Source organism: Salicola sp. Rm-C-2C1-2 (assembly GCF_040196175.1).
Lineage (GTDB): Bacteria > Pseudomonadota > Gammaproteobacteria > Pseudomonadales > Oleiphilaceae > Halospina.
In genome coordinates this window covers 91,133-115,392 of record NZ_JBEFNF010000005.1, presented here as the reverse complement: position 1 = coordinate 115,392, position 24,260 = coordinate 91,133, and the positions used below count along the sequence as shown (strand labels likewise).

The 24,260-nt window shown below is 59.9% G+C and carries 18 protein-coding genes; 8 read left to right on the top strand and 10 right to left on the bottom strand.

The window, feature by feature from the left end; translation table 11 throughout:
- Positions 1-95: 95 nt before the first annotated feature.
- The 5 genes from AAF659_RS10210 to AAF659_RS10190 are packed head-to-tail and all read right to left on the bottom strand — an operon-like array spanning position 96 to position 5,065.
- The gene (locus AAF659_RS10210) at positions 96-2,204 is read right to left on the bottom strand and encodes a type IV pilus secretin PilQ (protein ID WP_349751642.1); all 2,109 of its coding nucleotides are present in this window, start codon (positions 2,202-2,204) and stop codon (positions 96-98) included.
- 59 nt (positions 2,205-2,263) lie between these two features.
- Positions 2,264-2,818: a pilus assembly protein PilP gene (locus AAF659_RS10205; protein WP_349751641.1), complete on the bottom strand. Its 555-nt coding sequence runs from the start codon at positions 2,816-2,818 to the stop codon at positions 2,264-2,266.
- Complete coding sequence (locus tag AAF659_RS10200) at positions 2,815-3,429, bottom strand: type IV pilus inner membrane component PilO (RefSeq protein WP_349751640.1); 615 nt, start codon at positions 3,427-3,429, stop codon at positions 2,815-2,817. The genes AAF659_RS10205 and AAF659_RS10200 overlap by 4 nt, the downstream gene beginning before the upstream one ends.
- Positions 3,426-4,001, bottom strand: coding sequence for a PilN domain-containing protein (locus tag AAF659_RS10195; RefSeq protein ID WP_349751639.1), 576 nt, complete (start codon positions 3,999-4,001; stop codon positions 3,426-3,428). Before AAF659_RS10195 ends, AAF659_RS10200 begins: the two co-directional genes overlap by 4 nt.
- Positions 4,001-5,065 carry a pilus assembly protein PilM gene (locus AAF659_RS10190; RefSeq protein ID WP_502949204.1) on the bottom strand — a complete coding sequence of 355 codons (1,065 nt, stop codon included), beginning with the start codon at positions 5,063-5,065 and terminating at the stop codon, positions 4,001-4,003. Before AAF659_RS10190 ends, AAF659_RS10195 begins: the two co-directional genes overlap by 1 nt.
- Positions 5,066-5,216: 151 nt before the next feature.
- Between AAF659_RS10190 and AAF659_RS10185 the strand changes: the two genes are divergently transcribed.
- Positions 5,217-7,700 carry a penicillin-binding protein 1A gene (locus AAF659_RS10185; protein ID WP_349751637.1) on the top strand — a complete coding sequence of 828 codons (2,484 nt, stop codon included), beginning with the start codon at positions 5,217-5,219 and terminating at the stop codon, positions 7,698-7,700.
- Between the two features lie 84 nt (positions 7,701-7,784).
- On the opposite strand, the gene AAF659_RS10180 is transcribed toward AAF659_RS10185, so the two are convergent.
- Together AAF659_RS10180 and rpmE are read right to left on the bottom strand one after the other, a co-directional pair.
- Positions 7,785-9,050, bottom strand: coding sequence for a malic enzyme-like NAD(P)-binding protein (locus AAF659_RS10180; protein ID WP_349751636.1), 1,266 nt, complete (start codon positions 9,048-9,050; stop codon positions 7,785-7,787).
- A 41-nt stretch (positions 9,051-9,091) separates the two neighbouring features.
- Positions 9,092-9,313 carry a 50S ribosomal protein L31 gene (gene rpmE / locus AAF659_RS10175; protein ID WP_349751635.1) on the bottom strand — a complete coding sequence of 74 codons (222 nt, stop codon included), beginning with the start codon at positions 9,311-9,313 and terminating at the stop codon, positions 9,092-9,094.
- A gap of 158 nt (positions 9,314-9,471) precedes the next feature.
- On the opposite strand from rpmE, the gene AAF659_RS10170 reads away from it, so the two are divergent.
- Positions 9,472-11,655 (top strand): primosomal protein N', encoded by a 2,184-nt coding sequence (locus tag AAF659_RS10170; RefSeq protein WP_349751634.1) that lies wholly within the window; start codon positions 9,472-9,474, stop codon positions 11,653-11,655.
- A gap of 7 nt (positions 11,656-11,662) precedes the next feature.
- Here the strand turns inward: AAF659_RS10170 and AAF659_RS10165 are convergent, their stop codons facing one another.
- On the bottom strand, positions 11,663-13,648 hold the full coding sequence (locus AAF659_RS10165; protein ID WP_349751633.1) for a phytase: 1,986 nt from the start codon (positions 13,646-13,648) through the stop codon (positions 11,663-11,665).
- Between the two features lie 88 nt (positions 13,649-13,736).
- Entirely contained in the window at positions 13,737-16,340 is a 2,604-nt protein-coding gene (locus AAF659_RS10160; protein ID WP_349751632.1) for a TonB-dependent receptor, read from the bottom strand.
- Between the two features lie 208 nt (positions 16,341-16,548).
- On the opposite strand from AAF659_RS10160, the gene AAF659_RS10155 reads away from it, so the two are divergent.
- Positions 16,549-17,475, top strand: a complete 927-nt coding sequence (locus AAF659_RS10155; protein ID WP_349751631.1) for a GGDEF domain-containing protein — start codon at positions 16,549-16,551, stop codon at positions 17,473-17,475.
- Positions 17,453-18,511, top strand: a complete 1,059-nt coding sequence (locus AAF659_RS10150; RefSeq protein WP_349751630.1) for an AraC family transcriptional regulator — start codon at positions 17,453-17,455, stop codon at positions 18,509-18,511. The genes AAF659_RS10155 and AAF659_RS10150 overlap by 23 nt, the downstream gene beginning before the upstream one ends.
- A 3-nt stretch (positions 18,512-18,514) precedes the next feature.
- Here the strand turns inward: AAF659_RS10150 and AAF659_RS10145 are convergent, their stop codons facing one another.
- The gene (locus tag AAF659_RS10145) at positions 18,515-19,780 is read right to left on the bottom strand and encodes an alkaline phosphatase PhoX (RefSeq protein ID WP_349751629.1); all 1,266 of its coding nucleotides are present in this window, start codon (positions 19,778-19,780) and stop codon (positions 18,515-18,517) included.
- A 219-nt stretch (positions 19,781-19,999) separates the two neighbouring features.
- Between AAF659_RS10145 and argS the strand changes: the two genes are divergently transcribed.
- From argS to hslU, 4 genes are all read left to right on the top strand, one after another.
- A complete protein-coding gene (argS, locus tag AAF659_RS10140; RefSeq protein WP_349751628.1) occupies positions 20,000-21,754 on the top strand; it encodes an arginine--tRNA ligase in 1,755 nt (584 codons plus the stop codon).
- 11 nt (positions 21,755-21,765) lie between these two features.
- Entirely contained in the window at positions 21,766-22,287 is a 522-nt protein-coding gene (locus AAF659_RS10135; RefSeq protein WP_349751627.1) for an SPOR domain-containing protein, read from the top strand.
- Positions 22,288-22,371: 84 nt separating this feature from the next.
- Positions 22,372-22,902, top strand: coding sequence for an ATP-dependent protease subunit HslV (gene hslV, locus AAF659_RS10130; RefSeq protein ID WP_349751626.1), 531 nt, complete (start codon positions 22,372-22,374; stop codon positions 22,900-22,902).
- Between the two features lie 11 nt (positions 22,903-22,913).
- The gene (gene hslU, locus AAF659_RS10125) at positions 22,914-24,242 is read left to right on the top strand and encodes an ATP-dependent protease ATPase subunit HslU (RefSeq protein ID WP_349751625.1); all 1,329 of its coding nucleotides are present in this window, start codon (positions 22,914-22,916) and stop codon (positions 24,240-24,242) included.
- The last annotated feature ends 18 nt before the right edge of the window (positions 24,243-24,260 follow it).

Sequence of the window (24,260 nt, the reverse complement as noted above, 5' to 3'; positions counted from 1 at the left end):
CGAGCACCCGCTTTCCAATTCAATTACCGAGATTACCACAAAAGAAAAGCCACCCGCAGGTGGCTTTTCCGTGACCTGTAACACTGTGGTGTCTTTCAGTCGAGCACATTGCTCTCCATGATCTGAGGTGTCACGAAAATGAGGAGCTCGCTGCGCGAATCAATTTTCTCTTCCTGGCGGAACAGCGTTCCGAGGTAAGGAATATCACCCAGGAAAGGCGTTTTAAGGATATTGGTAGCTACCTCCGACTGGAAAATACCGCCGAGCACCACCGTTTCGCCATCGCCCACCAGCACCTGGGTCTGCACTGAGTTGGTATCGATGCTGGGAACTCCGGCGGTCACCTGGCCACGAGAGTCCTGATTGACCTCCAGATCCATGATGATGTTGTCATCCGGCGTGATCTGAGGCGTTACGTTCAGCGACAGAGCAGCTTCCTTGAAGGACACATTGGTAGCCCCGGAAGAGGTCGCCTCCTGATAGGGAATTTCCTCACCCGACTTGATGCTGGCCTCCTGGCGATCCGCGGTGACCACCTTCGGCTGGGAAATAATCTCCGCCTGACCATCGGACTCCAGCGCACTCAGCTCAAGATCCAGCAGAAAGCCATCACGGGTGAAACCGATGGCCGCAGAGCTGGCACTGCTACTGGTAATGCCGAAATCGATGTTCATGTCTGAGGGGAAGTTGTTGACGCTTCCGGTGTCGGATCCAAGACTCCCCCGACCGGCGCCCACGGCGTACTCACCGTCTCCGGCTTCGCCATCACCACTGACGCCCCATGCGACACCGAGCTCGCTGGAAACATCCGTGTTGGCCCGAACGATCCGCGCCTCAATCAGAACCTGGCGCACAGGACGATCCCAGGTCTCAACCAGATTGCGGATTTCCTGCAACTTGGGGGCTGTTTCACGGACGCTGATGGTATTGGTCCTGTCGTCCGAGGAGATGAAACCACGATCCGAGATCAGCTCGTCATCCTCACGCAGCAGCGAAACGATGTCACCCGCTTTGGCATAATTCACCTGGATGGTTTCAAGACGCACCGGCCGCAGTTCTTCCATCTTGCGCTCGGTCTCAAGCTCCTGGCGCTCGTACTCGGCAATCTCCTGAGCCGGCGCGACCAGCAGGACGTTCCCCATCCGGCGCTTATCAAGCCCTTTTGTCTGCAGGATAATATCCAGAGCCTGATCCCAGGGCACATTTTCAAGCCGTAAAGTAATGGATCCGGCTACGGTATCCGACGCCACCAGGTTAAGCCCGGTGAAGTCCGCGATCAGCTGGAGCACAGAGCGGACCTCAATGTCCTGGAAGTTCAGCGACAGTTTCTCGCCGTCATAGGGAAAACGCTCTTCCTGACGCTGCTCGGCTTGCGCCTGGGTCAGCTCCTCCACGCTGAGCGTGAACCGGTCATCCGTCTGATAGGCCGCATAATCGTAGGTTCCGGAAGCGGTGACCTCCACCAGAGTGCGCCCATCCTCAGTGTAGGTATCAATGCGCTCCACTGGCGTCCCAAAATCAGTCACATCGAGACGACGGCGGAGGCGCTGCGGTAGGTCAACAGATCCAAGATCCAGCCGGATCTTGCCGCCCTTTTCATCCATATCCACCGAAACCCGGGAACTGGAGAGATCAAGCACCACTTCGCCCTTGCCTTCCGGGGTACGGTTGAAGTCCACGCCCTCCAGCGAGGCGTCCGCCGCCGGTGCCATCGGTGCCCCGGCTACTGCCTGGGTGCCGCTGTCCGAGCCATCCTGCGCGCCACTGGTGCTGTCAGCGCTGTCGCCGGCCTGATCCTGGGGGGCGCCTGCGCTACTGCGAGTGGCATCCGCGCCCACGGTGACAACCATGCGATCCCCCTCACGACTTACTTCGTGCGGCACCAGGCGCGTCAGGTTGAAAACCAGGCGAGTTCGATCATCCGCCTCAACAACCGTCATGCTCTGAGCGTTGCCAGCGCCAAGATCGTGGTATCGCTGGCCGAGACCGTTGCTGACATTGGCAAGATCCAGCGTGATCCGTGCCGGATCCTGAATGGTGTAGCCGGACGCCTCCGGCGGCTCCCCATTAAAGCCGAGAACAATTTCCGTCCGATCGCCTGACAGCGAGGAAAAGTCGACATTATCCAGTGTCAGGGCGCCGGCTCCCGCAGAGGTAAGCGCCAGCGCGCCAATCACCAGCAGTTTCTCGATTTTTTTCAGCATTGTGTGCCTCAGGCGGTTTTTCTGATTCCGTGTAGTGATCTGCATGACAGCACCCCGGCTCACTCTTGTTCCAGCGACAGTGTCCTGGGGCGCTTGACCCAACCGCCGCTGCCATCACCGACAATTTCCCGCAGCCGGATGCGCGTTTCGGTTACCCGCTCCACGCGCCCATGATTCTGCCCCATATAGTCACCGACAGTGACGCGGTGTATGCCTCCGTCGGCATCCCGGACCAACGCATAGAGCTGCCCCTCGTCGGCCCGCTGCAGTGAGCCAACCATTGCCAGATCACCGACCTCAAAGCGCTCCAGTGGTTCCGTGGGCCGGTTCTCATCCGGCTGGATTTGCGATTTCGGCTCATCCTCATCGTCGCCCTCGTCCTCCAGTACCACTTCAGCCGGCGGCTCAAAGGGTGACCGGCGGTCAGAGGCGGCGTACGTGAACGCCTCGTAAGCCTTGAACTCCGGCAAAGGTTCGACCTCTCCCTTGGGTTCATTACGCGCCTGCTTCATGAATGCGTCGAGGTCCTGGTAACCCTGATCCCTTGAGCAGGCCACCAGTGCCAGACTCAGGCCCGCGATCACCAGGCAGCGAGCGATTGCGGATACTCTCATTGCTCGCCTCCTGCCCGATACCGGTAGGTCCTGGCCACCATCTGCATGCGCAGCTCCTCATTGCCGCCCGGCCGGCTGATCGAAAAATCATGCAGGGTCACGATCCGCGGCAATCCGGCCACACTGCTCACGAATGTCGCCAGCTCATGATAGGTGCCACGCACCCGGATGTTGATGGGCAGCTCCACATAGAAATCGCGTTGGACCTCGTCCTGCAGGGCGAATTCCTGCAGGTCCAGGCCACTGCCCAGCGCTGTGTTGGTGATGTCCTCAAGAAGCCCCGGTACTTCGGTGTCACTGGGCAGCTGGCGCACCAGTGCCCCAAAGGTTTCCTCCATTTCCACCATCTGCTGGCGATAGCGATCCAGATTGGCCACGCGGTGGGCCTTGCGTTCGTATTCCTGGCGCAGTTCCTGCTCCTGCTCAGCAGCACGATCCACTGCCGTGTACAGATCCTTCACAAAGAACCAGTAGCCGCCACCCAATACCAGGCCAAAAACCAGGAGCAGGAACCCAACCTTGACCGGCATGGGCCAGATGCCGGCATTGTTGAAGTCCAACTCGCTGACATCAAAATTCTTTATGTTGTCGAACGTTTCCTGCCAGTTCACTGTGCCTGCTCCGATTCCGCTTCGTTGTCATCCGGAACCACCTGCTTGACACTCAGGTTGAACCGGCTGTAACCGGACCGCTGGTCGTCCGCGGCGGAGACGTTTGTCAGGTTGGGCTCGGCAAACCAGTCGGAACGCTCAAAGTTACGCATCAGACTCGAGATCCGGCTGTTGGATTCCGCCATCCCCACAATGGATACCTGATCGCCGCTTTTCTCCAGCTGGGTGTAAAACAGACCATCTGGAAGCGTCTGAACCATCTCATCGAAGGCGCGCACGATCACGGGACGCTGCCCCTGAAGATCCTGGATCACCTGCATGCGCGACAGCAGCTCCTCGCGACGCTCCTTGAGGTCCTCAATCTCTGCGATCTGCTCCTCAAGATCCGCCATTGCATTCTCGATGTAGCTGTTACGTGATTGCTGGTGATCGATCAGGCCCTGGACATGGCTCTGCCACAGGAAAACCAGACCGGCACCCACAATGAGGGCACCAGCGAGCATCACCAGAAACTGGCGCTGTTTCTCCGCCCGGAGTTCTTCACGCCAGGGTCTGAGGTTGATACGGACCATCAGTCAAAACTCCTCATCGCCAGGCCGCAAGCGATCATCAAGGAGGGAGCGTCATTACTCAACCCCGCAGCATTCACCTTGGATCCCACCGCCATATCGGCAAAGGGATTCGCCACCAGCGTAGCGGTTCCCGTTTTTTCTTCCACCTGCTCGGGAAGCCCGGCGATAGAAGCCGTGCCGCCGGCAAGCAGGACGTAGTCGACGGTGTTGTACTGGCTGGACCCGAAAAAGAACTGAAGCGCGCGGGCCACCTGCTGAACCACCGCTTCCTTGAAAGGCTCAAGCACCTCAGTCTCGTAATCGTCCGGGAGACCGCCCTGCTTCTTGGCCAGACCGGCCTCCTCCTGGCTGAGCCCGTACCGGCGCTGGATCTCCTCCGTCAACTGCTTGCCGCCGAAGAGCTGTTCGCGCGTATAGATGGTTTCGCCGTCCACCAGCACGCTTAATGTCATCATGGTAGCCCCGATATCCACCAGCGCCACCACCTGTTCCTCGGCATCACGCTCAAGCTGGGACTCAATCATGCTGAACGCACGCTCCAGAGCGTAGGCCTCAACATCAACCACCTTGGTGGTCAGCCCACCGATCTGAAGCGCTTCTTCGCGCACATCAACATTCTCCTTCCGACAGGCGGCGAGAAGCACATCGACCTGGTCCGGATTGACCTCGGACGGCCCCTGGACCTCAAAGTCAATCGCCACCTCGTCCAACGGATAGGGAATGTATTGATCCGCCTCATTGGCGATCTCATCCTCCATCTCAAAGTCGTTAAGCCCCGCTGGCATCTGGATGGTCTTGGTAATCACCGCTGACCCGGACACCGCCACGGCCGCGTTCTTGAGACTGACGCGGGCCCTGCCGACGACCTTGCGGACCACATCGCCAACCGCCTCGACATCGTTGATGCTCTTCTCGACCACCGAGTTCGGCGGCAGGGGCTCAACCGCGTAGCTCTCAACCCGGTATCGATCACCCTGTTTTGACAATTCCAGCAGCTTGACGGAGCTTGAGCTGATATCGACTCCGAGCATGCTGTTTGCTTTCTTTCCAAGCAGTCCGAACACGTGCTCACCCCAGTATTCTGAATGGATCGCAACGGTTCACGGTTTCAGGGACTGGGTATTCCCGATATCCTTGCAGACCCTTTACCGCTTCCGGTGCCTCCTGAAGCAATTTATGAAATGATAGACGTATAGTCCAAGATTGTCAGAGAAAATGTCTCGCACACTCCGTTACATCCGCATACTCAGCAGGCTGTTTATCGCCGGTGGCGCTGCTGCCGCCATGGTTCTGGCCGCTTTCTACCTGTACCTGCAGCCCGGTCTGCCGGCGGTTGATCAGTTACGGGACGTAAATTTCCAAACACCCCTCAAAGTGTATACACGTGATAGCAAACTGATAGCGGAATTCGGCGAAATGAGAAGAACGCCACGTGATCTGGCGGATATCCCCCGGCATCAGGTCCAAGCATTCCTGGCCGCCGAGGACAGCCGCTTCTACGATCACCATGGTGTGGACCCTTGGGGACTGAGCCGTGCCGCCTGGGAGCTGGCCTCGACCGGTTCCATCCAGTCTGGCGGCAGTACCATCACCATGCAGGTTGCAAAAAATTTCTTTCTGTCACGCGATCAAACATTTCTGCGTAAATTCAACGAAATACTGCTGGCCCTTCAGATTGAACGTGAGCTCTCCAAAGATGAGATCATGCAGCTTTACCTCAACAAAATCTACCTTGGGAGCAGCGCCTACGGCATAGGAGCGGCCGCCGAAGTCTATTACGGCAAACCGGTGTCGGATCTGGACCTTTCTCAAATGGCCATGCTCGCCGGTCTGCCCAAGGCGCCCTCCACCGCCAACCCACTGGCGAACCCGGAGCGCGCCCTCGCAAGGCGGGATTGGATTCTTTCGCGCATGACCTCGCTGGGCTATATCAGTGATCGCGAATACCGCCAGGCAAGCAGTGACGATGTAAGCGCCCGCTATCACGGGCCAGAACTCGCACTGAACGCCCCTTATGTCGCCGAAATGGCACGTCAGGAGGCCCTGCGCCAGTTCGGCGAGCGGATCTACAGTGAGGGGTTTGAGATCCACACCAGCGTGCACAGCGAACAGCAGCAGGCTGCTACGCGCGCACTCCGACGCGGGCTGGAGGACTACGACCAGCGCCACGGCTATCGCGGGCCTGTTGATCAATGGGCCCCGGAGACGCTCAACGACCGCGATGCACTCACGCAACGCCTGGAAGACGTCCCGCAGGTAAATGACCTTGTTCCAGCCGCCATCGTGGACGTAGAGGACAGCTCAGCCACAGCTGTAACGCCACTGCACGAACGCATCACCATTCCCATGCGCCACATGCGCTGGGCACGGGAATACATTGACGAAAACCGCACAGGTCCGAAACCTGAGTCTCCCGGAGACGTGGTCTCCGTCGGGGACTTGGTGTATGTCCGGATTCCGGTCCAGAACGTCCTCGGCCCCGAAAGCGATCAGGACACTCTGATCGCGGAGCTGATGCAGGTCCCGAGAGCACAGGGGGCGATTGTATCCATGTCACCCGGCAATGGCCGCATTGAGGCCCTGAGCGGCGGCTACAGCTTCAGCAGGAGCTCGTACAACCGCGCCACACAGGCCCATCGGCAGCCCGGGTCCGCTTTCAAGCCCCTGATATTTCTCGCCGCTCTGGAAAACGGCGCGACGGCTGCCACCACCATCAACGACGCCCCCATTGTCTTTGAGGACGAGGACCTGGAAACCTCCTGGCGCCCGGAAAACGCCGGCGGCCAGTTCCGCGGCCCCACAACGCTGCGCCGGGGGCTGTACCAGAGCCGCAATCTAGTGGCCATAAGACTGCTGCGCCAGACCGGCATCCGGCGAACTCTCAATTACATTGAGAGCCTGGGTCTCGATACCAGTCGTCTCCCTGATGATCTCTCGCTGGCACTGGGCAGCGGCGCCATGACACCCATGGAGATGACGCGCGCCTACGCTATGATTGCCAACGGCGGCTACGAAGTAACGCCCTGGGTGATTGAGCGTGTCGTCGGCCCTCAGGGCGAGATACTGCGCGGAAAACCACAAATCCACCAGTGCGACGACTGCAGTAGGGATCAGGCGGTACTCGACGCAGCCCTACCTGACCTCCATGAGGACAACGGTGCCACTCAGCCGATCCGGCCTGTCCACACCATGGAACGGGTTGCGGATGAGGAAGCAATCTACATCCTCCAATCGATGATGCGTGATGTAATCCAGAGGGGGACCGGTCGCGCCGCCCGCTCACTGGGGCGCGGAGATCTTGCGGGCAAGACCGGAACCACGAACAACCAGCTGGATACGTGGTTCATGGGGTTCAACAAAGGCTTAGCTACGGGCACCTGGGTTGGATTTGATCAGCCGCAGCCCCTGGGCCGGCGGGAGTTCGGAAGTGTTACCGCATTACCGATCTGGAAGAACTACATGAAAACCGCCCTTGACGGCATGCCTGAGAAGCTCATGGATCGCCCTGCCGGTATTGTTTCACGTCGCATCGATCCCAAAACCGGCAAAACCGCCAGCACAGACAATCCCGACGCCCGATTCGAGATTTTCCGCGTCCGCTATGCGCCGGCCCCCGCATCCACCAGTGATTCCGGAGGCAGTGACCAGCGCAGGAATGGAGAAGGCGAGCAGGATACGCCCTCACAGCAGCTTTTCTGAGCATCAGCCAGAATCCCACAAAAAAGCCCCGGCCAAGACTGACCGGGGCTTTCTTTTATCACTGCGCTGTTGTCTGGCGAAGACTCAGATGATGTCTTCCATGGACTTGAGCGGGTAGTGATCCGGGTATTTCTTGCCGGCCACACCGCTATCCACGGCCGCCTGCGCCACAGCAGCCGGCACAAACTCCAGCAGGCGCGGATCCATCGGTTTGGGAATGATGTACTCCCTTCCGAACTGGAACCCACCCACGCCGTAAGCTTGGGCGATACTGGAGGGGACGGATTCCTTGGCCAGCTCACGGATGGCCTCCACCGCCGCCACTTTCATCTCCTCGTTGATTTCACTGGCGCGAACATCCAGTGCGCCGCGGAAGATGAAGGGGAAGCCCAGCACGTTGTTCACCTGGTTCGGATAATCAGAGCGGCCCGTCGCCATGATGATGTCATCGCGGGTCTCCAGCGCTACCTCCGGCTTGATTTCCGGATCCGGGTTGGAGCAGGCGAACACGATCGGGTTCGGTGCCATCGAACTGAGCATTTCCGGCGTGAGAAGATCCGGCCCCGAAAGACCAACAAAGACATCAGAGTCCTCAAGCGCATCCTCCGGTGTCCGGCGCTCGGTCTCAACCGCAAACATAGCCTTGTACTGGTTGAGATCCTCTCGCCCGGAATGAACCACACCCTTGCTATCCAGCAGCATGATGTTTTCGGGGCGGGCACCGCAGCTGATCAGGATCTTCATACACGCAATGGCCGCAGCACCGGCGCCCATGCACACAACACGGGCCTCTTCCAGCGCTTTGCCCTGAAGCTCCAGTGCGTTGAGCATGCCGGCGGCAGTCACGATTGCAGTGCCGTGCTGGTCATCATGGAAGATCGGCACATTGCATTGATCGATCAGAGCGCGCTCAATCTCGAAGCATTCCGGCGCCTTGATGTCCTCAAGGTTGATGCCGCCGAAAGTATCCGCCATGCGTGCCACCGTTTCGATGAACGCCTGTGGGCTCTCGGAATTCACTTCTATGTCGAACACATCCACGCCGGCGAACCGCTTGAACAGAACCCCTTTGCCTTCCATGACCGGCTTGCTTGGCACTGCGCCAAGATTGCCGAGCCCAAGGATGGCACTGCCGTCGGAGATGACGCCCACCAGGTTACCCTTGGTCGTGTACAGGTAGGCGTTCTCGTGGTCCTTCGCAATCTCGCGCACCGGCTCAGCCACGCCCGGGCTGTACGCCAGGGACAGATCCCGCGAGGTCTGGGTCGGTTTGCTGATTTCCACACTGATTTTGCCGGGACGCGGCTTGGCGTGGTAATCAAGCGCTGCTTGCTTCATATCTTCAGACATGGCCAATCTTCCGTTTCTGGATCGAGATAAGTCCGGTCGACTTAGCTGTTGCCGCCGCCGATTTTGCCGCGGAAACGCCGGTTGAACTTGTCAATACGACCGCCCGTGTCCATGACCTTCTGCTTGCCGGTATAGAACGGGTGGCAGGCCGAGCACACATCAACATGGATGTCTTTGCCCACAGTGGAACGGGTGTGAATGACGTTGCCGCAGCTGCACGTCGCCTTCATTTCCTGGTATTCAGGCTGGATATCGTGATTCATGGTTGACCTCTTAGACAGGCAATGCCGCCACCCGGGCCTTTTGCCGGGCACCACATTTGAAACATTTGGGATTCCGGTGCAGACTCTCGGCCGGCACCTCGGCCACTGTGTAAGCGGCGCATAATAGCAGATTCAGCATCCAGCGCAAGGAGACTCCGTTGGCGACAATCGCCCGCATCGCTCTGCCCCGTGCGGTGCGCCAACTGTTCGATTACCGCGTTCCCGACGGCATGACGCTGAGCCCAGGCCAGCGCGTACGTGTGCCGTTGGGGCGTCAGCGCGCTCTGGGACTGGTAATGATCCTCGACCCGCCGGATTCGCCGGACATGACGCTCAAGCCGGTAGAGGCCATAGTGGAGGACTGGCCGGTACTCCCGCAACAGACCCGTGACCTGCTGCTCTGGGCTGCCCGCTACTACCAGCATCCACCGGGCGAGTGCGTGTTTGCGGCGCTGCCGCCGGCACTCCGACGCGGAGCCCCAGCCAGCCTGCCGCAGCCCACCGTCTGGTCCGCCCTTGCCACGGATGCCACCAGCCTCCCAACCCAGGCCCGGCGCCAGCGGGATCTGCTGGCTTGGCTCAACCAGCACCCCGGGCAGCCGCTGACCTCCATCAAGGCGGCCGGTTTCTCCCGTGAGGTTCTGAAGAACCTTGAAACACGCGGGCTCGCTGCGGAGCACGCCGCCAGCGAAGCTCCCCAGCGCTGGCCGGCAGCCCCATCGATTGAGCTCAATACCGATCAGGCCACGGTGCTTGCAGGGTTGAACGCGCCCGGCAAAGGCTTTGCGAGTCACCTCGTGTTCGGCATTACCGGCAGCGGCAAGACCGAGCTCTATATTGAGTTCATCAAGCAGCGGATCACCATGGCGCCGGATCCGGATCAGGCACAGGTGCTGGTGCTGGTCCCGGAAATCAGTCTGACGCCCCAGACCCTGGCGCGGTTTGAAACCCACTTTGGAGCGCGCATCGCCGTCTGGCATTCGGCGCTCAACGCCACGGAGCGCCTCTCGACCTGGACGCGCGTGCGCCAGGGCGAGCCACTGATTCTGATCGGCACCCGCTCCGCCGTTCTTCTGCCCTACGCAAACCTGGTGAGCATCGTGGTCGACGAGGAGCACGACGGCTCCTACAAACAGATGGAAGGTTTTCGCTACTCGGCGCGCGATCTGGCTATTTACCGCGCCTGGCAAAGCGACTGCCCGGTGATCCTGGGCTCCGCCACGCCCTCGCTGGAGTCCTGGTACAACGCACGACAGCAGCGCTACCACCTGCACCGACTGGAACGTCGCGCCGGTAACGCGACCCTGCCGCGTACAGAACTGGTCGATGTACGCAGCCGTCCCCTCAAGGGTGGACTCTCAGCGCCGTTGCTGGAGGCCATCGGGCAGGCACTCGAGGCTGGCAATCAGGTGCTGCTGTTCATCAACAGGCGGGGATTCGCGCCCGTGGTGATGTGCTTCGAGTGCGGCACACCCATTGAGTGCCCGCACTGCGACGCCCGACTAACCTTCCACCGCTACGACAACTGCCTGCGTTGCCACCATTGCGGGCACCAGCAGGCCGTACCCCGAGCCTGCCCGGAATGCGGCGAACAGGCACTGAACGCCGTAGGTCAGGGAACAGAAAAAACAGAGACCCTGCTCGCGGAACGCTTCCCGGAGACACCGGTCATCCGGGTGGATCGCGACAGTACCCGCCGGCGGGGCCAGCTGGATGAGCTACTGGAACCGGTCCGCAAGGGTTCTCCCTGTATTCTGGTGGGCACCCAGATGCTGGCCAAGGGCCATGATTTTCCCGGCGTTACCCTGGCCGGAATCCTGGATGCGGACGGCGGTCTTTTCAGCAGCGACTTCCGGGGGCCGGAGCATCTGGCCCAGCTGGTCATTCAGGTGGCAGGGCGTGCCGGGCGCGGTGAGCGCGGGGGGCGGGTGCTGATCCAGACCTGCCAGTCTGGGCACCCGATGCTCAACCAGCTCTGTTCAGGAGACTACCCCAGTGTTGCGGATACCCTGCTGCACGAAAGGGAGCAGGCGGGCCTACCGCCAGTCAGTTTCATGACCGCATTGCGCGCCGAGGCGCCCTCTATGGCCGACTGCCTGGCCCTTCTGGACGATCTTGCCCACCGCGCCGAAGCCAGTTCCACGCCGGTTGACGTATTGGGACCTTTCCCGGCCATCATTGCCCGCAAAGCCAACCGTCATCGGGCCCAGATCCTGTTCCAGAGTCAGGACCGGCCAGCCCTCCACCGCCTGACCAACCAGCTCTGCCGCTATCTGGAGCAGAACCGGCCCACCGGCGGCGTGCGCTGGGCGGTGGACGTGGATCCGCAGAGTCTGGACTAGCCTGCAGCTAGTCCAGATCCAGCGTCTGCCGGATGCGCTCCCAGGGCACTGCCTTAAAGTTCTGGTTGGCTTCGGGCATGACGTTGCGCCCGTCCTGAACCACCAGCATCCCCTCTGGGAATCCGGGCCCCAGATCGGCATTGGTGGCAAAAACACCGTCGGTCTCAGAAGCACCATCAATTCCGGCTTCCGGGTTCATACCGATACGGAAGGCCGCCAACGGCTCAAACGGCGGCGCCGCATCATAGAGCGCATAGGAATTGTTATTTTGCGCCGAGGCGACCAGATAATCCCGCTTCACCCCACGGTAAATATTAAGCCCTTCCACATCCGCAAACAGAATCTCGTTATCGATGGGGGCAACCCTCCGCGTTTGCGTGCCGTCATCAGGGTTCGCACCAATTGCGTGAATGCCTCTGGCTTCCTCGCCCACAAAGAGACGCTCGCGCTCATCATCCGCCACGCACCCCTCGGGCTGGCTCGGAACGCTGAAGCGCCGCACCCGCTCTCCAGACCATTCAGCGCCGCTGACCGAGAGCTTGAATTGATCCACAGTGCCATCCTTGCTGTTGGCAAAGCCATATAACGGCCCATCATCAGGCTGGTACAGACAGAATCCGTAGATCTCATCCAGCTGTGTTGACACCTCCGTCACCAGCGACAGCTGCGCCGCGTCACGATCTATGGCATAGAGGCTGATGGTCCTGCTCGTGCGGTTGGTTGCCGCTGCAACATCCACTCTGCTGCCATTGAAGCTGGCGCCATAGCGCACATCCACGTTATTGATCCGACCGTTGCCGATAAACTGACGCTCACGACCCGCCAGGTCATAGACATACAGCCCCGCCTGCTTATCCGTGCCCAGAATCAGGCTCTGCGCCGGTTCTTCGGGATGCACCCAGATCGCTGGATCATCCGCCGCATCGCCCGGGCTGGCAACCGAATCAGTCTGCAGGCTTGCCCTGACTTCGGGCATCCGCTGCGTCGGCTCAGACTTTGCGCTGGCAGGTAGCGGGAAGTGCGTAAACCGCTCCGCCCCCTCATCAAACACCATCAGATGGCGTTCCCCGTTAGCCCGGCTGACTGTCACAGTCTCGGGCGCGGCATTTTTTCCCAGTTCATGGCGCCCATCGTAACGACTGCTGCCATTGTCGGTGCCGATGCCATGCAGTGCTGAGCGCTGACGTTCAAGGGTGTAGAGATCGCCGGCGCCAATCGCCAGATCCCGGGGACCACCACCCAGATGCCCCCAGGGCGCTGCAACCTCAACAATGGTCCGCTGAACGGAGGTTTCAGGCTGCGCCTCATAGGCATAAATACCTCGATCCTCTTCACTCAGGTAAAGAGTACCGCTCGTCTGGTCCACCGTGCAGTACTCGCCTCCGGGGGGCGCCGGCAACGCACGCACCGGGCGCAAGCGGTAGTCGCCATCATCGCCAGTCACCATCATCTGGTGAGCCCGGTAATCCTCACCCATCATGAACAGATAGAGAGCGCCCCCACCTGCCCGATAGAGGCAAACGTCTTCCACGGCGTATTCCGTTGCATCCCCCTCCAGCATCGGCTGGAAGGCAACGCCATCACCGTCGGTCCCGATCCCGAACAGAACTGGCCGGCCATTGTTGCTGTTGTAACTGGCGTAGATCGTCCTCGCCGCAAAGACACCACGGCCGTCGTCCGAGGGCGGCAGTGCATCCAGATATTCCAGCGGTCGATCCCAGTATGCGATGGCGCGACCGCGTCCGTCATGAAGGCGAGCACCGCTATTCTCTCCCACGCTGAGCCACAGCGGTTGCTCACCTCCGCTGACCGCTGCAGCCCATTCACCGGGCAGATCCAACCGGCCGGGTTCTCCCAGCTTGAGCTTTTTGTCCCCGGATTCGTTTGTGCTGCTGTGGGCGTCGGTTGCAGAGTGCGTGCACCCTGCTGCCACGGTAACGGTAAGAACCAGTGCCAAGCTGGAGCAGAGGTTCTGCAATGACCTTGTTGCCATTAAATGATCTCCCATTGTGAGCTTTTCCAAAAGGCAAGTACCCGTGGGCATTCACCCACGGGCCATTCACGATGGATGCGCCTTGTGCTCAGAAGCTGGCGTAAGTCAGCCCAAGCCGGTAGGTCCGGCCATACTCTTCGTGTTGAGCGTTGAACGACTCTTTGTCCTGATAGGTATAGAAGGGCCGGTCATTGATGTTCACCACCTCAAAGGTCATCTTCAGCTCATTGGTCAGGTTATAGCTGCCTGAGAAATCCAGCTGGAAATGATCCGACTCGTAAATGTCACCCGTGCTTTCGAGTGCATTCCCAGTCTCTGCCAGATACTCCGACTTATAGCTACCAGCAAGCCGCATGCTGAATGACTCACCCTCGTAGCCAAGACTGAGATTGCTGGTGACATCCGACTGGCGGGGCAGGTCAATCTCGCGCTTTTCAAACCGGTCCTTATCCGGATTGAAGCCAGAAATGGTTGCGTCCGAGTTCGCCAGCGTGACGTTGCCGTCCACCAGCAGATTACTCCAGATCCCGGGCAGGCCGTAGAAACGGTGACTCCCCGCCAGCTCGAGACCAGTTACTTCACCACCCTCGCCGTTTTCAAAAGTCTCCGCGCCGCCGGGGAAGTTGTCCATGTCCAGACCACGGCGTGTCTGGCCTGTTCCTGCCAGGTCGGTCTCGAAAATGAAGTTATCGATGTCCTTATAGAAAAGATGGGCGGAAACCGCGCTACTCGACCCCATGTAATGCTCAATGCCGAGATCCAGGTTGGTCGCTTGCAGCTCATCCAGGTTTGGATTACCGAATGCGACCTCGTTATCTTCTATGCCCGGATCGCCGCGATCGATGATGATGCCAGGCGAGATCTGCTCAAACACGGGGCGCGCAATGGACTGGAAAACCGAGGAGCGGATCAGGGTCCGGTCCGAGAGTTCATAGCGCGCATGCAGCGACGGCAACACATTACTGTAATCGTTGGAGGACGTAGAAGGCTCAAGACTGCCACCTTCATAACGGCTCCCTACGCCCTCGGTACTGGTCCCCTCGTATCGCACGCCACCGGTAAGGCGCAGCGCATCGATATCGATGGTGCCCATCACGTAAGCCGCATTGATGTCTTCATCAATTTTGAAATCTTCAGCTTCGGAGGCTTCCAAGTCCCGGTATTGTTTCGGGTCACCGGCTGTAGCCAGAAGATCCCGCACAGGCCCGGGCTGCATCTCGGAACCGAACTCGCCGAAGGGCCAGTCAGCCGTGCCACCCGAATAGTTTTCCAGCCCCGGATCACCGCTGACATCGCCAACACCAATGGCATAGAGCTCAAGATCCCGCTCCTTGGTTCTCCGGGTCGCCTTGGCACCGAACTTAACACTGGCCGGATGGGTTTCGACCATGAAATCGCGCTTCAGATCAAAACTGGCTCCCACTTCCTCGTCGGTTACTTCGCCTTTCTCCAGCTCTGCGCCATCAAACTCAAAATTGCCGTTGCTGCCCACGCCAGTGCCGCTCAGGCGTGGGCGTTTAGTGGCATTAAGCGTAATGCCAGTAATGTCGTTTTCCGGTATAAAGATCGCCTCACCCAGTGCGAGCTGATCCTGGCCTTCCTTTTCGGAGGCTTCACTGGCGCTCGCCTCGTACTCCAGCGTCCACTGATTGAAAAAGTGTTCCGCGCCGATCTTGGCAGAGAGGATCTCCTGAGTTTCCACCCGGTCCTTGAGCTCACGCTCAAGACCCACCGGTTCATCCGGTGCTGAGGTACCACCATCAGCCAGTGGACTGGCGAACTCGTAGATATTCGCGTTCCGCTGCTCATCATCCGTGAACTCGGAATACATGGTTCGCAGGTAATACCGGTTGTTCTCATTCTGCTCGTAATCGAGGTTCAGTGCCGCCCCCGTACGCTCCCGGTTGATGGTGTAGTCACGCTGTTCAAGCTCCTCGAGCCCGGGCTCGGCGCCCTCAAAATTCCAGCCTCCACCAGTTTCAACATTATCCGATCCGAAGTCCCGGTCCTCATAGCTCAGAGCAGCAGCCACGCCAAGACGACCACCGCCAACCTCAAAGGTCCGCCCCCCGGAGATCGCCACCTTGGGACTGGTTTCTTCGACCAGAGTGTTATAGCCCGCCCTGCCTGAGATCTTGAAGAAGGGGCCATCTTTGTCCAGAGCGGAGACGCTGCGCACATCAACGCTACCGCCTACGGCGTCCGCGTCCATATCCGGGGTTAATGCTTTGGTCACCACTAATGACTCGATCAGATCAGAGGGAAGAACGTCCAGTGCGACAGCACGCTGGTCATCTTCGGGAGCCGGCACGCGAACCCCATCGATGGTTGTGTTGTTGAGATTCGGCGCTGTACCCCGGATACGGACAAAACGGCCTTCCCCTTGGTCACGTTCGATGGAGATACCCGGCAGACGCTGGAGTGATTCAGCCGCATTGGAGTCAGGAAGGGCATTGATGCCATCAGATTTGATAATGCTCTTGAGGTTATCCGACGCACGCTGGTCATCCAGCGCGCGTCGGATCTGGGCTGTCTGGCCCACGACGACCATTTCCTCATCCGCCGCGGGCGCCTGCTCCGGCGGTTGCTGCTGGCCCTGGGCCATTCCCGGCACGCAGGCTGCGGCAATGGCAACTCCCAACAGCGCCGGTCGCAGCCGAGGCTCATGGGATGTCGGATCTTTTGCACTCATGGTTGTTTCCCTCTGGTTGCGTTGAACGTTGACCACCATCCGGTCACTGCAAACACAGTGGGTGCATTACATGTCAGTTATCTGACAGCCATGTTGAGACCGGCCACCGGAACTGATCCGATCTGACTCCCTCACCTGTCATTCCCATGTCACACAAACCTGATAACAAAGCATTCATAGTTCGCTATTCACGAGGGATACCTCCATCTTGGCCCAAACCCTCAAGCTTCACTCGCTCAAATGGCTCTGCGTCGCCCTATACCTGCCCCTATCGCTGATTGCTGCCTTCATGGTGGGCGACCCCAAGGGCTGGGACGGTATTGACTGGCTTGATGTATTTGGTGAGGGCGGTGGCGCGCTGCTGGTGCTGGGCTGGGCACTGCTGATTCTCGGCAGCCGCCCCGCAGGCACCGTCAGCAATCTGATCTTTGCCGGGCTTGGTCTGATTTTTGTCTCCCTGTGGCAGGACAACCTGGACGAATTTCTGCTCATCCCGGACGTCCAGCTCTGGGACACCTGGCTGGAAAACCTCCCCATGCCCATTGGTATGGTCATGCTGACCCTGGGGCTGGTGCGGTGGTATGGCGAGCAACGCATCCTCATGAGTCAGCTCAGCAAGCGGGAGCGATTCATGCGCGAGCACCGCAGCGTGGACCCGGTCACCCGCCTGGCCTCCGCCGCCTATCTGAGCCAGCAGCTCGAGATCGAACTGAAACGAGCCCGGCAGGATTGTTCACCCGTTTCACTGGTAATGATCGACCTGGACGATTTTGACCGCATCAACCGGCGCTTCGGCTTTGAAGAAGGCGACCGGATGCTGCAGTCGGTCACCGAACTGCTGCTGCTCAACCTTCGCGATGGGGATCTGCTGTGTCATTACGGCGGGGATCGGTTCGCGGTCATGCTGGCGCAGACGGGCGAGACAATGGCGGCGATCATCACTCGTGAGCTGATCGCCGCCGTCCATCACTTCGCCTATCGCACCGGCCGTGAGGGGGAACGCATCTCCATCACTGCCAGTGCAGGCGTGGCCCTGGCGCTCAGTGCCTCACCCCAGGACCTGATGGCACGAGCAAACCGGGCGCTTGCGAGTGCCAAGGAACAGGGAGCTGATGGCTGTGAATCGGCGGCTTGATCCCGGTGACATCCCGGATCACTGGCGCTCGCAGGACGAGCGCCACCTGCCCGCGCATTATCAGCCGGCCCTGCTCATCGAGCTGGCCCGCGCACGCGGCATGGCCGACCACCGGTTACTTCGTCACACCGGCCTGTTTCTGGACGATATTCTTGCAGGCGAAGCGCTCATCTCAGATCGCCAGTACCGACGCCTGATTACTAACGTTCAGCACCATGGCGCTGCGGAGGAGCTGGCACTTCTGTGGGGACGCCAGTTACTGCCCGGTCACTACGGCGCTCTGACGCCACTACTCCAGCATGCGCCTAATCTCGCACAGGCTCTGCAAGGGCTCTATGAACACCGCCATCACCTGTGCCCGCTGCTCGCGCCCCAATGGTGGCATGACCGGCAGTGGGGCTACCTGTTGTGGATCAATGGTGGTGCCGGGCGAGCGCGATCGTTCGTGTCAAGGGCTATGATGGCAGCCGTATACGGGCTCTTCCGTCACCGCAGCGGCCGGGTTCCGGACTGGTATTTCCTGTTCTCGCAAAGTCACCCCACAACCCCAGAAGCCCACGAAGTCAATCTAGGACAGCGGGTCCATTTCACTACCGGCGTCGACATGATCATAATGCCGTTGCAGGATCTGAATGTCGGCTGGGCTGACAGTTCGCCCACAGCGTTCAGCGTTGCACGACATCAGCTCGCTGGCAAAGAGGCCACCGTGGCGCCGCGTTCAACCCTGCCGGAGGCTCTATATCATCTGCTGATACGCCACGCTGAGGCCCCGCCAGACCTCAATACAACCGCCCACGCCCTGGCGATGAGTCCTTCATCGCTGAAGCGCCGCCTGCGTGATTGCGATACTCATTTCCAGTCGCTTCATGATGAGGCCCGATTGCATTACAGCCTCTATCTCTCCCAGGTATTGGGACTGGATATGGATGCGATCGCGGAACGGCTAAGCCATGGTGACAGAGCCAATTTCCGCCGCAGTTTCCGACGCTGGACGGGCATGACGCCCGCCCACTTTCAGATGTGGCTCATGCCCTGATATTCAGACCACGCCGAGAATGGCGCTCAGCTCATAGATGCGACCATCATCCGACTCCCCGGTCTGCCCTCTCTGGGAGCTGAAATAGAGCCGATTACCATCCGGAGAAAAGGCTGGTCCGCAGATCTCGCTGTCCCTGTGCCCTACAAAATCCACCACTGGCGTGGCGATCATATCCGGCCCCAGCACCACTAGGCGCATTTCGGGGCCATCCTCGGCCACAATAACCTCGCCACGCTGCGACACGGTCACGTTATCCACATCAGCGATGGTGGGATCCAGTGATCCACGCTGCCCATCATAGACCACCTGAAGCCGATCACTACCAGGCTCCAGCAGCCAGACACGGTTATCACCCTTGGTCGCAAAAAAGATGCGATCCTCGTGATACCAGATGCCCTCGCCGCCATCGAAACGGGTAGCATTACCGAGCTGCCTGCGCGTTGGCGTATCACCCTGGAACAGTGGATCCGGTACCGGTTCCCAGCGCACGACCACCTCCTCGCGACTCGGATCGGATTCGGCTATCAGCGCTTCCAGGACGCCCTCTGAGAGATCGGGTTTATCACCTTCCGGCCAGTGTACCGGTGTAAACCGGTAGAGCAGACCATCCGGCTCATCTTCGGTCAGAAAAAGATAACCGTTAACCGGATCAACCGCCACCGCCTCGTGCTTGAAGGTTCCCAGAGCGGGACGCACCGTCGCCTCCTGCTGACCCATAGGATCACACTCGAACACCTGTCCCTGCTCATACTCTTCGCAGGTAAGCCAGGTCCGCCAGGGCGTGGGACCACCCGCGCAATTGGCTTGCGTACCGGAACAGATACCGTAGGCATCGATAACGTCGCCATCCTGGCTGAAGCGAAGAGCCCCGACGCCGCCCTGTTCCGGCGCCCGTACCTCGCTGTTGGACACATAGATCCAACCCCCATCCTCTGTTGCAAAGGTGGCGCCACCGTCTGGCACCGGATGCCAATGGTAATCACTGCCCGGGACAGGGGCGGATCCGCTGCGTGCCACCTCGCGGATACGCGTACCGGATGGAATCCAGACCTCGGTGTCCCCTACAGTCGCACGGGTACGCCGTCGTGCCGCCTCCGCCAGACGTGCAGGCTCAAGCGCACTATCGGCCGCTGTCGCTCGAGGCGCACCGCATCCCCATAGGCCAAGCCCACCAGCAACGACGCCCGCGCCCACCAGCGACTGCTGGAGAAAGCGCCGGCGATCCGGCTGAACGCCTGAGTCCGGGGTTTGGTTGTCAGTGGCCATCAGAGGTTCTCCTTAGCTTGCGGTAATTTCCATCACTATGAAAAAGCGCCATTACAGATCAGTGACACCGACACTAATCCGGATGGCCTTGAATGACCCCTGATTGAGTCTCACCCCTGATTCACCGATAATGGCGCCATTCAACATCGACCGGACACAACCACGTCCTTTTCCAGGCAGACACCTAAAAGCCCAAACGCACACCAGGCCCTGTTCCCAATGAAAGACCGCATCGCCGACCTGCTCCAAAACGCTGTTGAAAACCTCACCGCCGAAGGGGTTATCCCCACCGAAGCCGCCCCCACCGTCGAGGTGGAGCCAGCACGCGACCGTAACCACGGCGATTTTGCCAGCAACGTCGCCCTCAAGGCCGCCAAGCCGGCGGGCATGAACCCCTGGGATCTGGCGGAAAAGATTGTAGCGGCACTGCCTGGTGACAGCTCGATCCGGAAGGTTGAAATCGCCGGCCCGGGCTTTATCAACCTCTTTGTCAGCAGCGTCAGCCAGTTCGATATCCTGCGTACCATCCGCGAGCAGGGGCGGGCGTTCGGTCGCCAGAACCTGGGCCAGAACAAATCGGTGCAGGTGGAATTCGTCTCTGCTAACCCCACAGGCCCCCTGCATGTGGGCCATGGCCGCGGTGCCGCCTACGGCGCCAGTGTCTCTGACCTGCTGGAGGCCGTGGGCTACCGCGTTCACCGCGAGTACTACGTGAATGACGCCGGCCGCCAGATGAGTATTCTCGCGCTCAGTGTCTGGCTTCGGTATCTGGAGCAGGGTGGCGAAACCTTCACTTTCCCTGCCAACGGCTACCAGGGGGACTACATCCTGCCGATCGCCCGCCAACTGCGCACGGATGAGGGCGACGACCTGCAGCATCCCGCCGCGAGCGTATTCGATGGCATTCCAGCTGACGAGCCTGGCGGCGGGGATAAAGAAGCCCATATTGACGCACTGGTCCAGCGCGCCCGAACCCTCATCGGTGAGCAGGCTTTCGCCCGCGTCTTTGATCTGGCCCTCAACGCCATCCTTACCGATATCCAACAGGATCTGGCTGGTTTCGGCGTTCACTTTGACGACTGGTTCTCCGAACGCAGCCTGCGGCCGGATATTGAGGACGCACTGCAACGCCTGCAAAACAACGGCCACCTGTACGAGGAAAACGGCGCCACCTGGTTCCGCGCCACCACCTTTGGCGACGACAAGGACCGGGTGGTACGCCGTGACAATGGTGATACCACCTACTTCGCCTCAGACATCGCGTACCACCTGAATAAATTTGAGCGCGGCTTTGACAAGGTCATCAACGTCTGGGGAGCAGACCACCACGGCTACATGGCCCGGGTTCGCGGTGCCATTGAGGCGCTGGGCGTGGACTCCGAGCGGCTGGACATCCAGCTGGTGCAGTTCGCGATTCTCTATCGCGGCAGCGAACGGCTTTCCATGTCCACCCGCAGCGGCTCCTTCGTTAGCCTGCGCGAACTGCGAGACGAGGTGGGTAAGGATGCGGCGCGTTTCTTCTACGTTACGCGCAAGGCCGAGCAGCACATGGACTTCGATCTGGAGCTGGCCAAATCCGAAAGCAAAGATAATCCAGTCTATTACATCCAGTATGCCCATGCCCGGGTCTGCAGCATGCTGGAGAAAATGCGCAGCCAGGGTCTCGAAACCCGGATCACCCCGGAGCCACAACTTCTGGAGCAGCTGGAGCTGGAAGAGGAAAAAGACATCGCTGCCCAGATGGCGCGTTACCCGGAGCTGCTGGGCAAAGCCGCCGAAGCTCTGGAACCGCACCAGCTCACCCACTACCTGCGCGACCTGGCCGGTCATTTCCACAGCTACTACAACGCGCACAAGGTTCTGGTGGCCGATGAATCGCTAAGCCAGGCCCGCGTGGCCCTGTCTCTGGCGGTCCAGCAGGTGCTGGCAAATGGCCTGGAGCTTCTAGGCGTTAACGCGCCGGAATCCATGTAAGGGAATCCGTAATGGCGCAAAAGAAAGAGACCAAATCCCTGCGCTGGCTGATCCCCGTCGCCCTTCTTTCAGGGTTCGCAGGTTTCCTGGTCTACCTGGATTCACTGGACCCTGAAGGCGGCGAACGCCAACCACAGACAACCACCGGCCCTGAGAAGACACCGGAAAAAGACCGCGACGGGGAGGCGCCTGATTTCAAATTCTACGAAATGCTGCCGGATTCAGAGGTCGCCACCCCGGACATTGAAGCCTATCGGCCGGATGAATCGGAGAGCGAACGCAATCTGGAATACATCCTCCAGGCCGGCTCATTCCAGACCCGGGAAGACGCTGAACGCCAGCGCGCACAGGTGGGATTCCAGGGGCTGAGAGCCCGTATCAGCGAGGTCAGCGTGGATGACGGTGGCGTCTGGTACCGCGTTATGGTCGGCCCCTTTGATTCCCGTAGCCGCATGAACCAGGCCGTGGACCGGCTTGTTGAAATCAATATACAGCCACTCGTGCGCCGGCGTGAGGCCGAGGATGAGGGCTGAGCGCCTGAACCGACTCCTTGAAATGCCAATCCCGCGCCCCCACTTCAGGGTAAACCCCAAAACCCGGCAACCACGGGAGCATCCATGACAACCATCCTCTCAGTACGCCGTGACGGCGAAGTCGCCATGGGCGGCGACGGCCAGGTGTCCCTCGGCGATACCGTCATGAAAGGAAACGCCCGCAAAATAAGACGGCTGTACAACAACCGTGTCCTCGCCGGCTTTGCAGGCGGAACAGCGGACGCATTCACCCTTTTTGAACGCTTTGAGGCACAGCTGGACAAACACCAGGGTAATCTCACACGCGCGGCTGTCGAACTCGCCAAGGACTGGCGCACAGACCGGGCCCTACGGCGGCTTGAAGCCATGCTGGCAGTGGCGGATGCTGAAACCTCGCTGATCATCACCGGCAACGGCGATGTAGTCGAGCCCGAGGAAAGCCTGATCGCCATGGGTTCCGGCGGCCCCTATGCCCAGGCGGCCGCCCGAGCCATGCTTGAGACCTCTCAGCTCACGGCGCGCGAGATCACCGAGAAAGGTCTGGATATTGCCGCCGACATCTGTGTCTACACCAACCATAACCGTGCGCTGGAAGTCATCGAACCCAGCGACTGACAGGAGATTCCATGGCAGGCATGACCCCCCGGGAAATTGTTGACGAACTCAACCGCCACATCGTCGGTCAGGACGAAGCCAAGCGCTCCGTCGCCATTGCGCTGCGCAACCGCTGGCGTCGCATGCAGGCAGACACCGACATCCAGGAAGAGATCACGCCCAAGAACATTCTCATGATTGGTCCTACAGGCGTGGGTAAGACCGAAATCGCCCGCCGACTGGCAAAGCTGGCAGAGGCGCCCTTCATCAAGGTCGAGGCCACCAAGTTCACCGAGGTCGGCTATGTGGGCCGTGATGTTGAGTCCATCATCCGCGACCTGACCGAAAACGCCGTCTCGCTGCTGCGCGAGAAGGAAATGGCACGGGTCCAGGATCGCGCCATGGATGCCGCCGAGGACCGCATTCTGGATGCTCTGCTGCGCCCGCCGCGCGACCAAGACGAAGACCAGACGGACAACAGCTCCGCCACCCGTCAGATGTTCCGCAAGAAACTGCGCGAAGGCGAGCTGGATGACAAGGAAATTGACATCGAGGTCAGCGCCCAGAGTGGCGGTGTGGAGATCATGACGCCACCGGGTATGGAGGAAATGACCAGCCAGCTCCAGAACCTGTTCTCCAGTATGGGCAATGACAAGAGCAAGACGCAGCGCATGCGCGTGGCGGATGCCTATGATCAGGTCCGTGAGGAAGAGGCCGCCCAGCTGATCAACGAAGAGGAGATCAAGCAGCGCGCCATTCAGGTGGTTGAACAGAACGGCATTGTCTTTCTCGATGAGCTGGACAAGGTCGCCAAGAAGAGCGACTCACAGGGGTCTTCGGACGTTTCCCGTGAGGGTGTCCAACGCGACCTGCTACCGCTGATCGAGGGCAGCACCGTCAGCACCAAATACGGCATGGTGCACACGGATCATATCCTGTTCATCGCCTCCGGTGCCTTCCATCTGACCAAGCCCTCGGATCTGATACCTGAACTCCAGGGGCGGCTGCCCATCCGGGTGGAACTCAAGGCGCTGACGCCGGGCGATTTCAAGCGCATCCTGACAGAACCGCGCGCCTCGCTGGTGGCCCAGTACGAAGCCCTGATGAGCGCGGAGGGCGTCAATCTGACCTTTACGGAAGAGGCCATCGACCATCTCGCAGAGATTGCCTGGAAGGTCAATGAAAGCACCGAGAACATCGGCGCCCGCCGGCTGCACACCGTGATGGAGAAGCTGCTGGACGACGTCTCTTTTGACGCCGGGGATCAGATCACCAGCGACTTCGAAGTCACAGCGGATTATGTGAATGAGCAGCTGGGCGAGCTGGCCGAGGATCAGGATCTCAGCCGCTACATCCTGTAATTGGCAGCCTTAACGGCT

Coding starts and splice junctions, on each gene's coding strand:
- AAF659_RS10210 (WP_349751642.1), bottom strand. CDS start 2,204: ATGCTGAAAAAAATCGAGAAACTGCTGGTGATTGGCGCGCTGGCGCTT.
- AAF659_RS10205 (WP_349751641.1), bottom strand. CDS start 2,818: ATGAGAGTATCCGCAATCGCTCGCTGCCTGGTGATCGCGGGCCTGAGT.
- AAF659_RS10195 (WP_349751639.1), bottom strand. CDS start 4,001: ATGGTCCGTATCAACCTCAGACCCTGGCGTGAAGAACTCCGGGCGGAG.
- AAF659_RS10185 (WP_349751637.1), top strand. CDS start 5,217: ATGTCTCGCACACTCCGTTACATCCGCATACTCAGCAGGCTGTTTATC.
- AAF659_RS10180 (WP_349751636.1), bottom strand. CDS start 9,050: ATGTCTGAAGATATGAAGCAAGCAGCGCTTGATTACCACGCCAAGCCG.
- rpmE (WP_349751635.1), bottom strand. CDS start 9,313: ATGAATCACGATATCCAGCCTGAATACCAGGAAATGAAGGCGACGTGC.
- AAF659_RS10165 (WP_349751633.1), bottom strand. CDS start 13,648: ATGGCAACAAGGTCATTGCAGAACCTCTGCTCCAGCTTGGCACTGGTT.
- AAF659_RS10160 (WP_349751632.1), bottom strand. CDS start 16,340: ATGAGTGCAAAAGATCCGACATCCCATGAGCCTCGGCTGCGACCGGCG.
- AAF659_RS10150 (WP_349751630.1), top strand. CDS start 17,453: ATGGCTGTGAATCGGCGGCTTGATCCCGGTGACATCCCGGATCACTGG.
- AAF659_RS10145 (WP_349751629.1), bottom strand. CDS start 19,780: ATGGCCACTGACAACCAAACCCCGGACTCAGGCGTTCAGCCGGATCGC.
- argS (WP_349751628.1), top strand. CDS start 20,000: ATGAAAGACCGCATCGCCGACCTGCTCCAAAACGCTGTTGAAAACCTC.
- AAF659_RS10135 (WP_349751627.1), top strand. CDS start 21,766: ATGGCGCAAAAGAAAGAGACCAAATCCCTGCGCTGGCTGATCCCCGTC.
- hslV (WP_349751626.1), top strand. CDS start 22,372: ATGACAACCATCCTCTCAGTACGCCGTGACGGCGAAGTCGCCATGGGC.
- hslU (WP_349751625.1), top strand. CDS start 22,914: ATGGCAGGCATGACCCCCCGGGAAATTGTTGACGAACTCAACCGCCAC.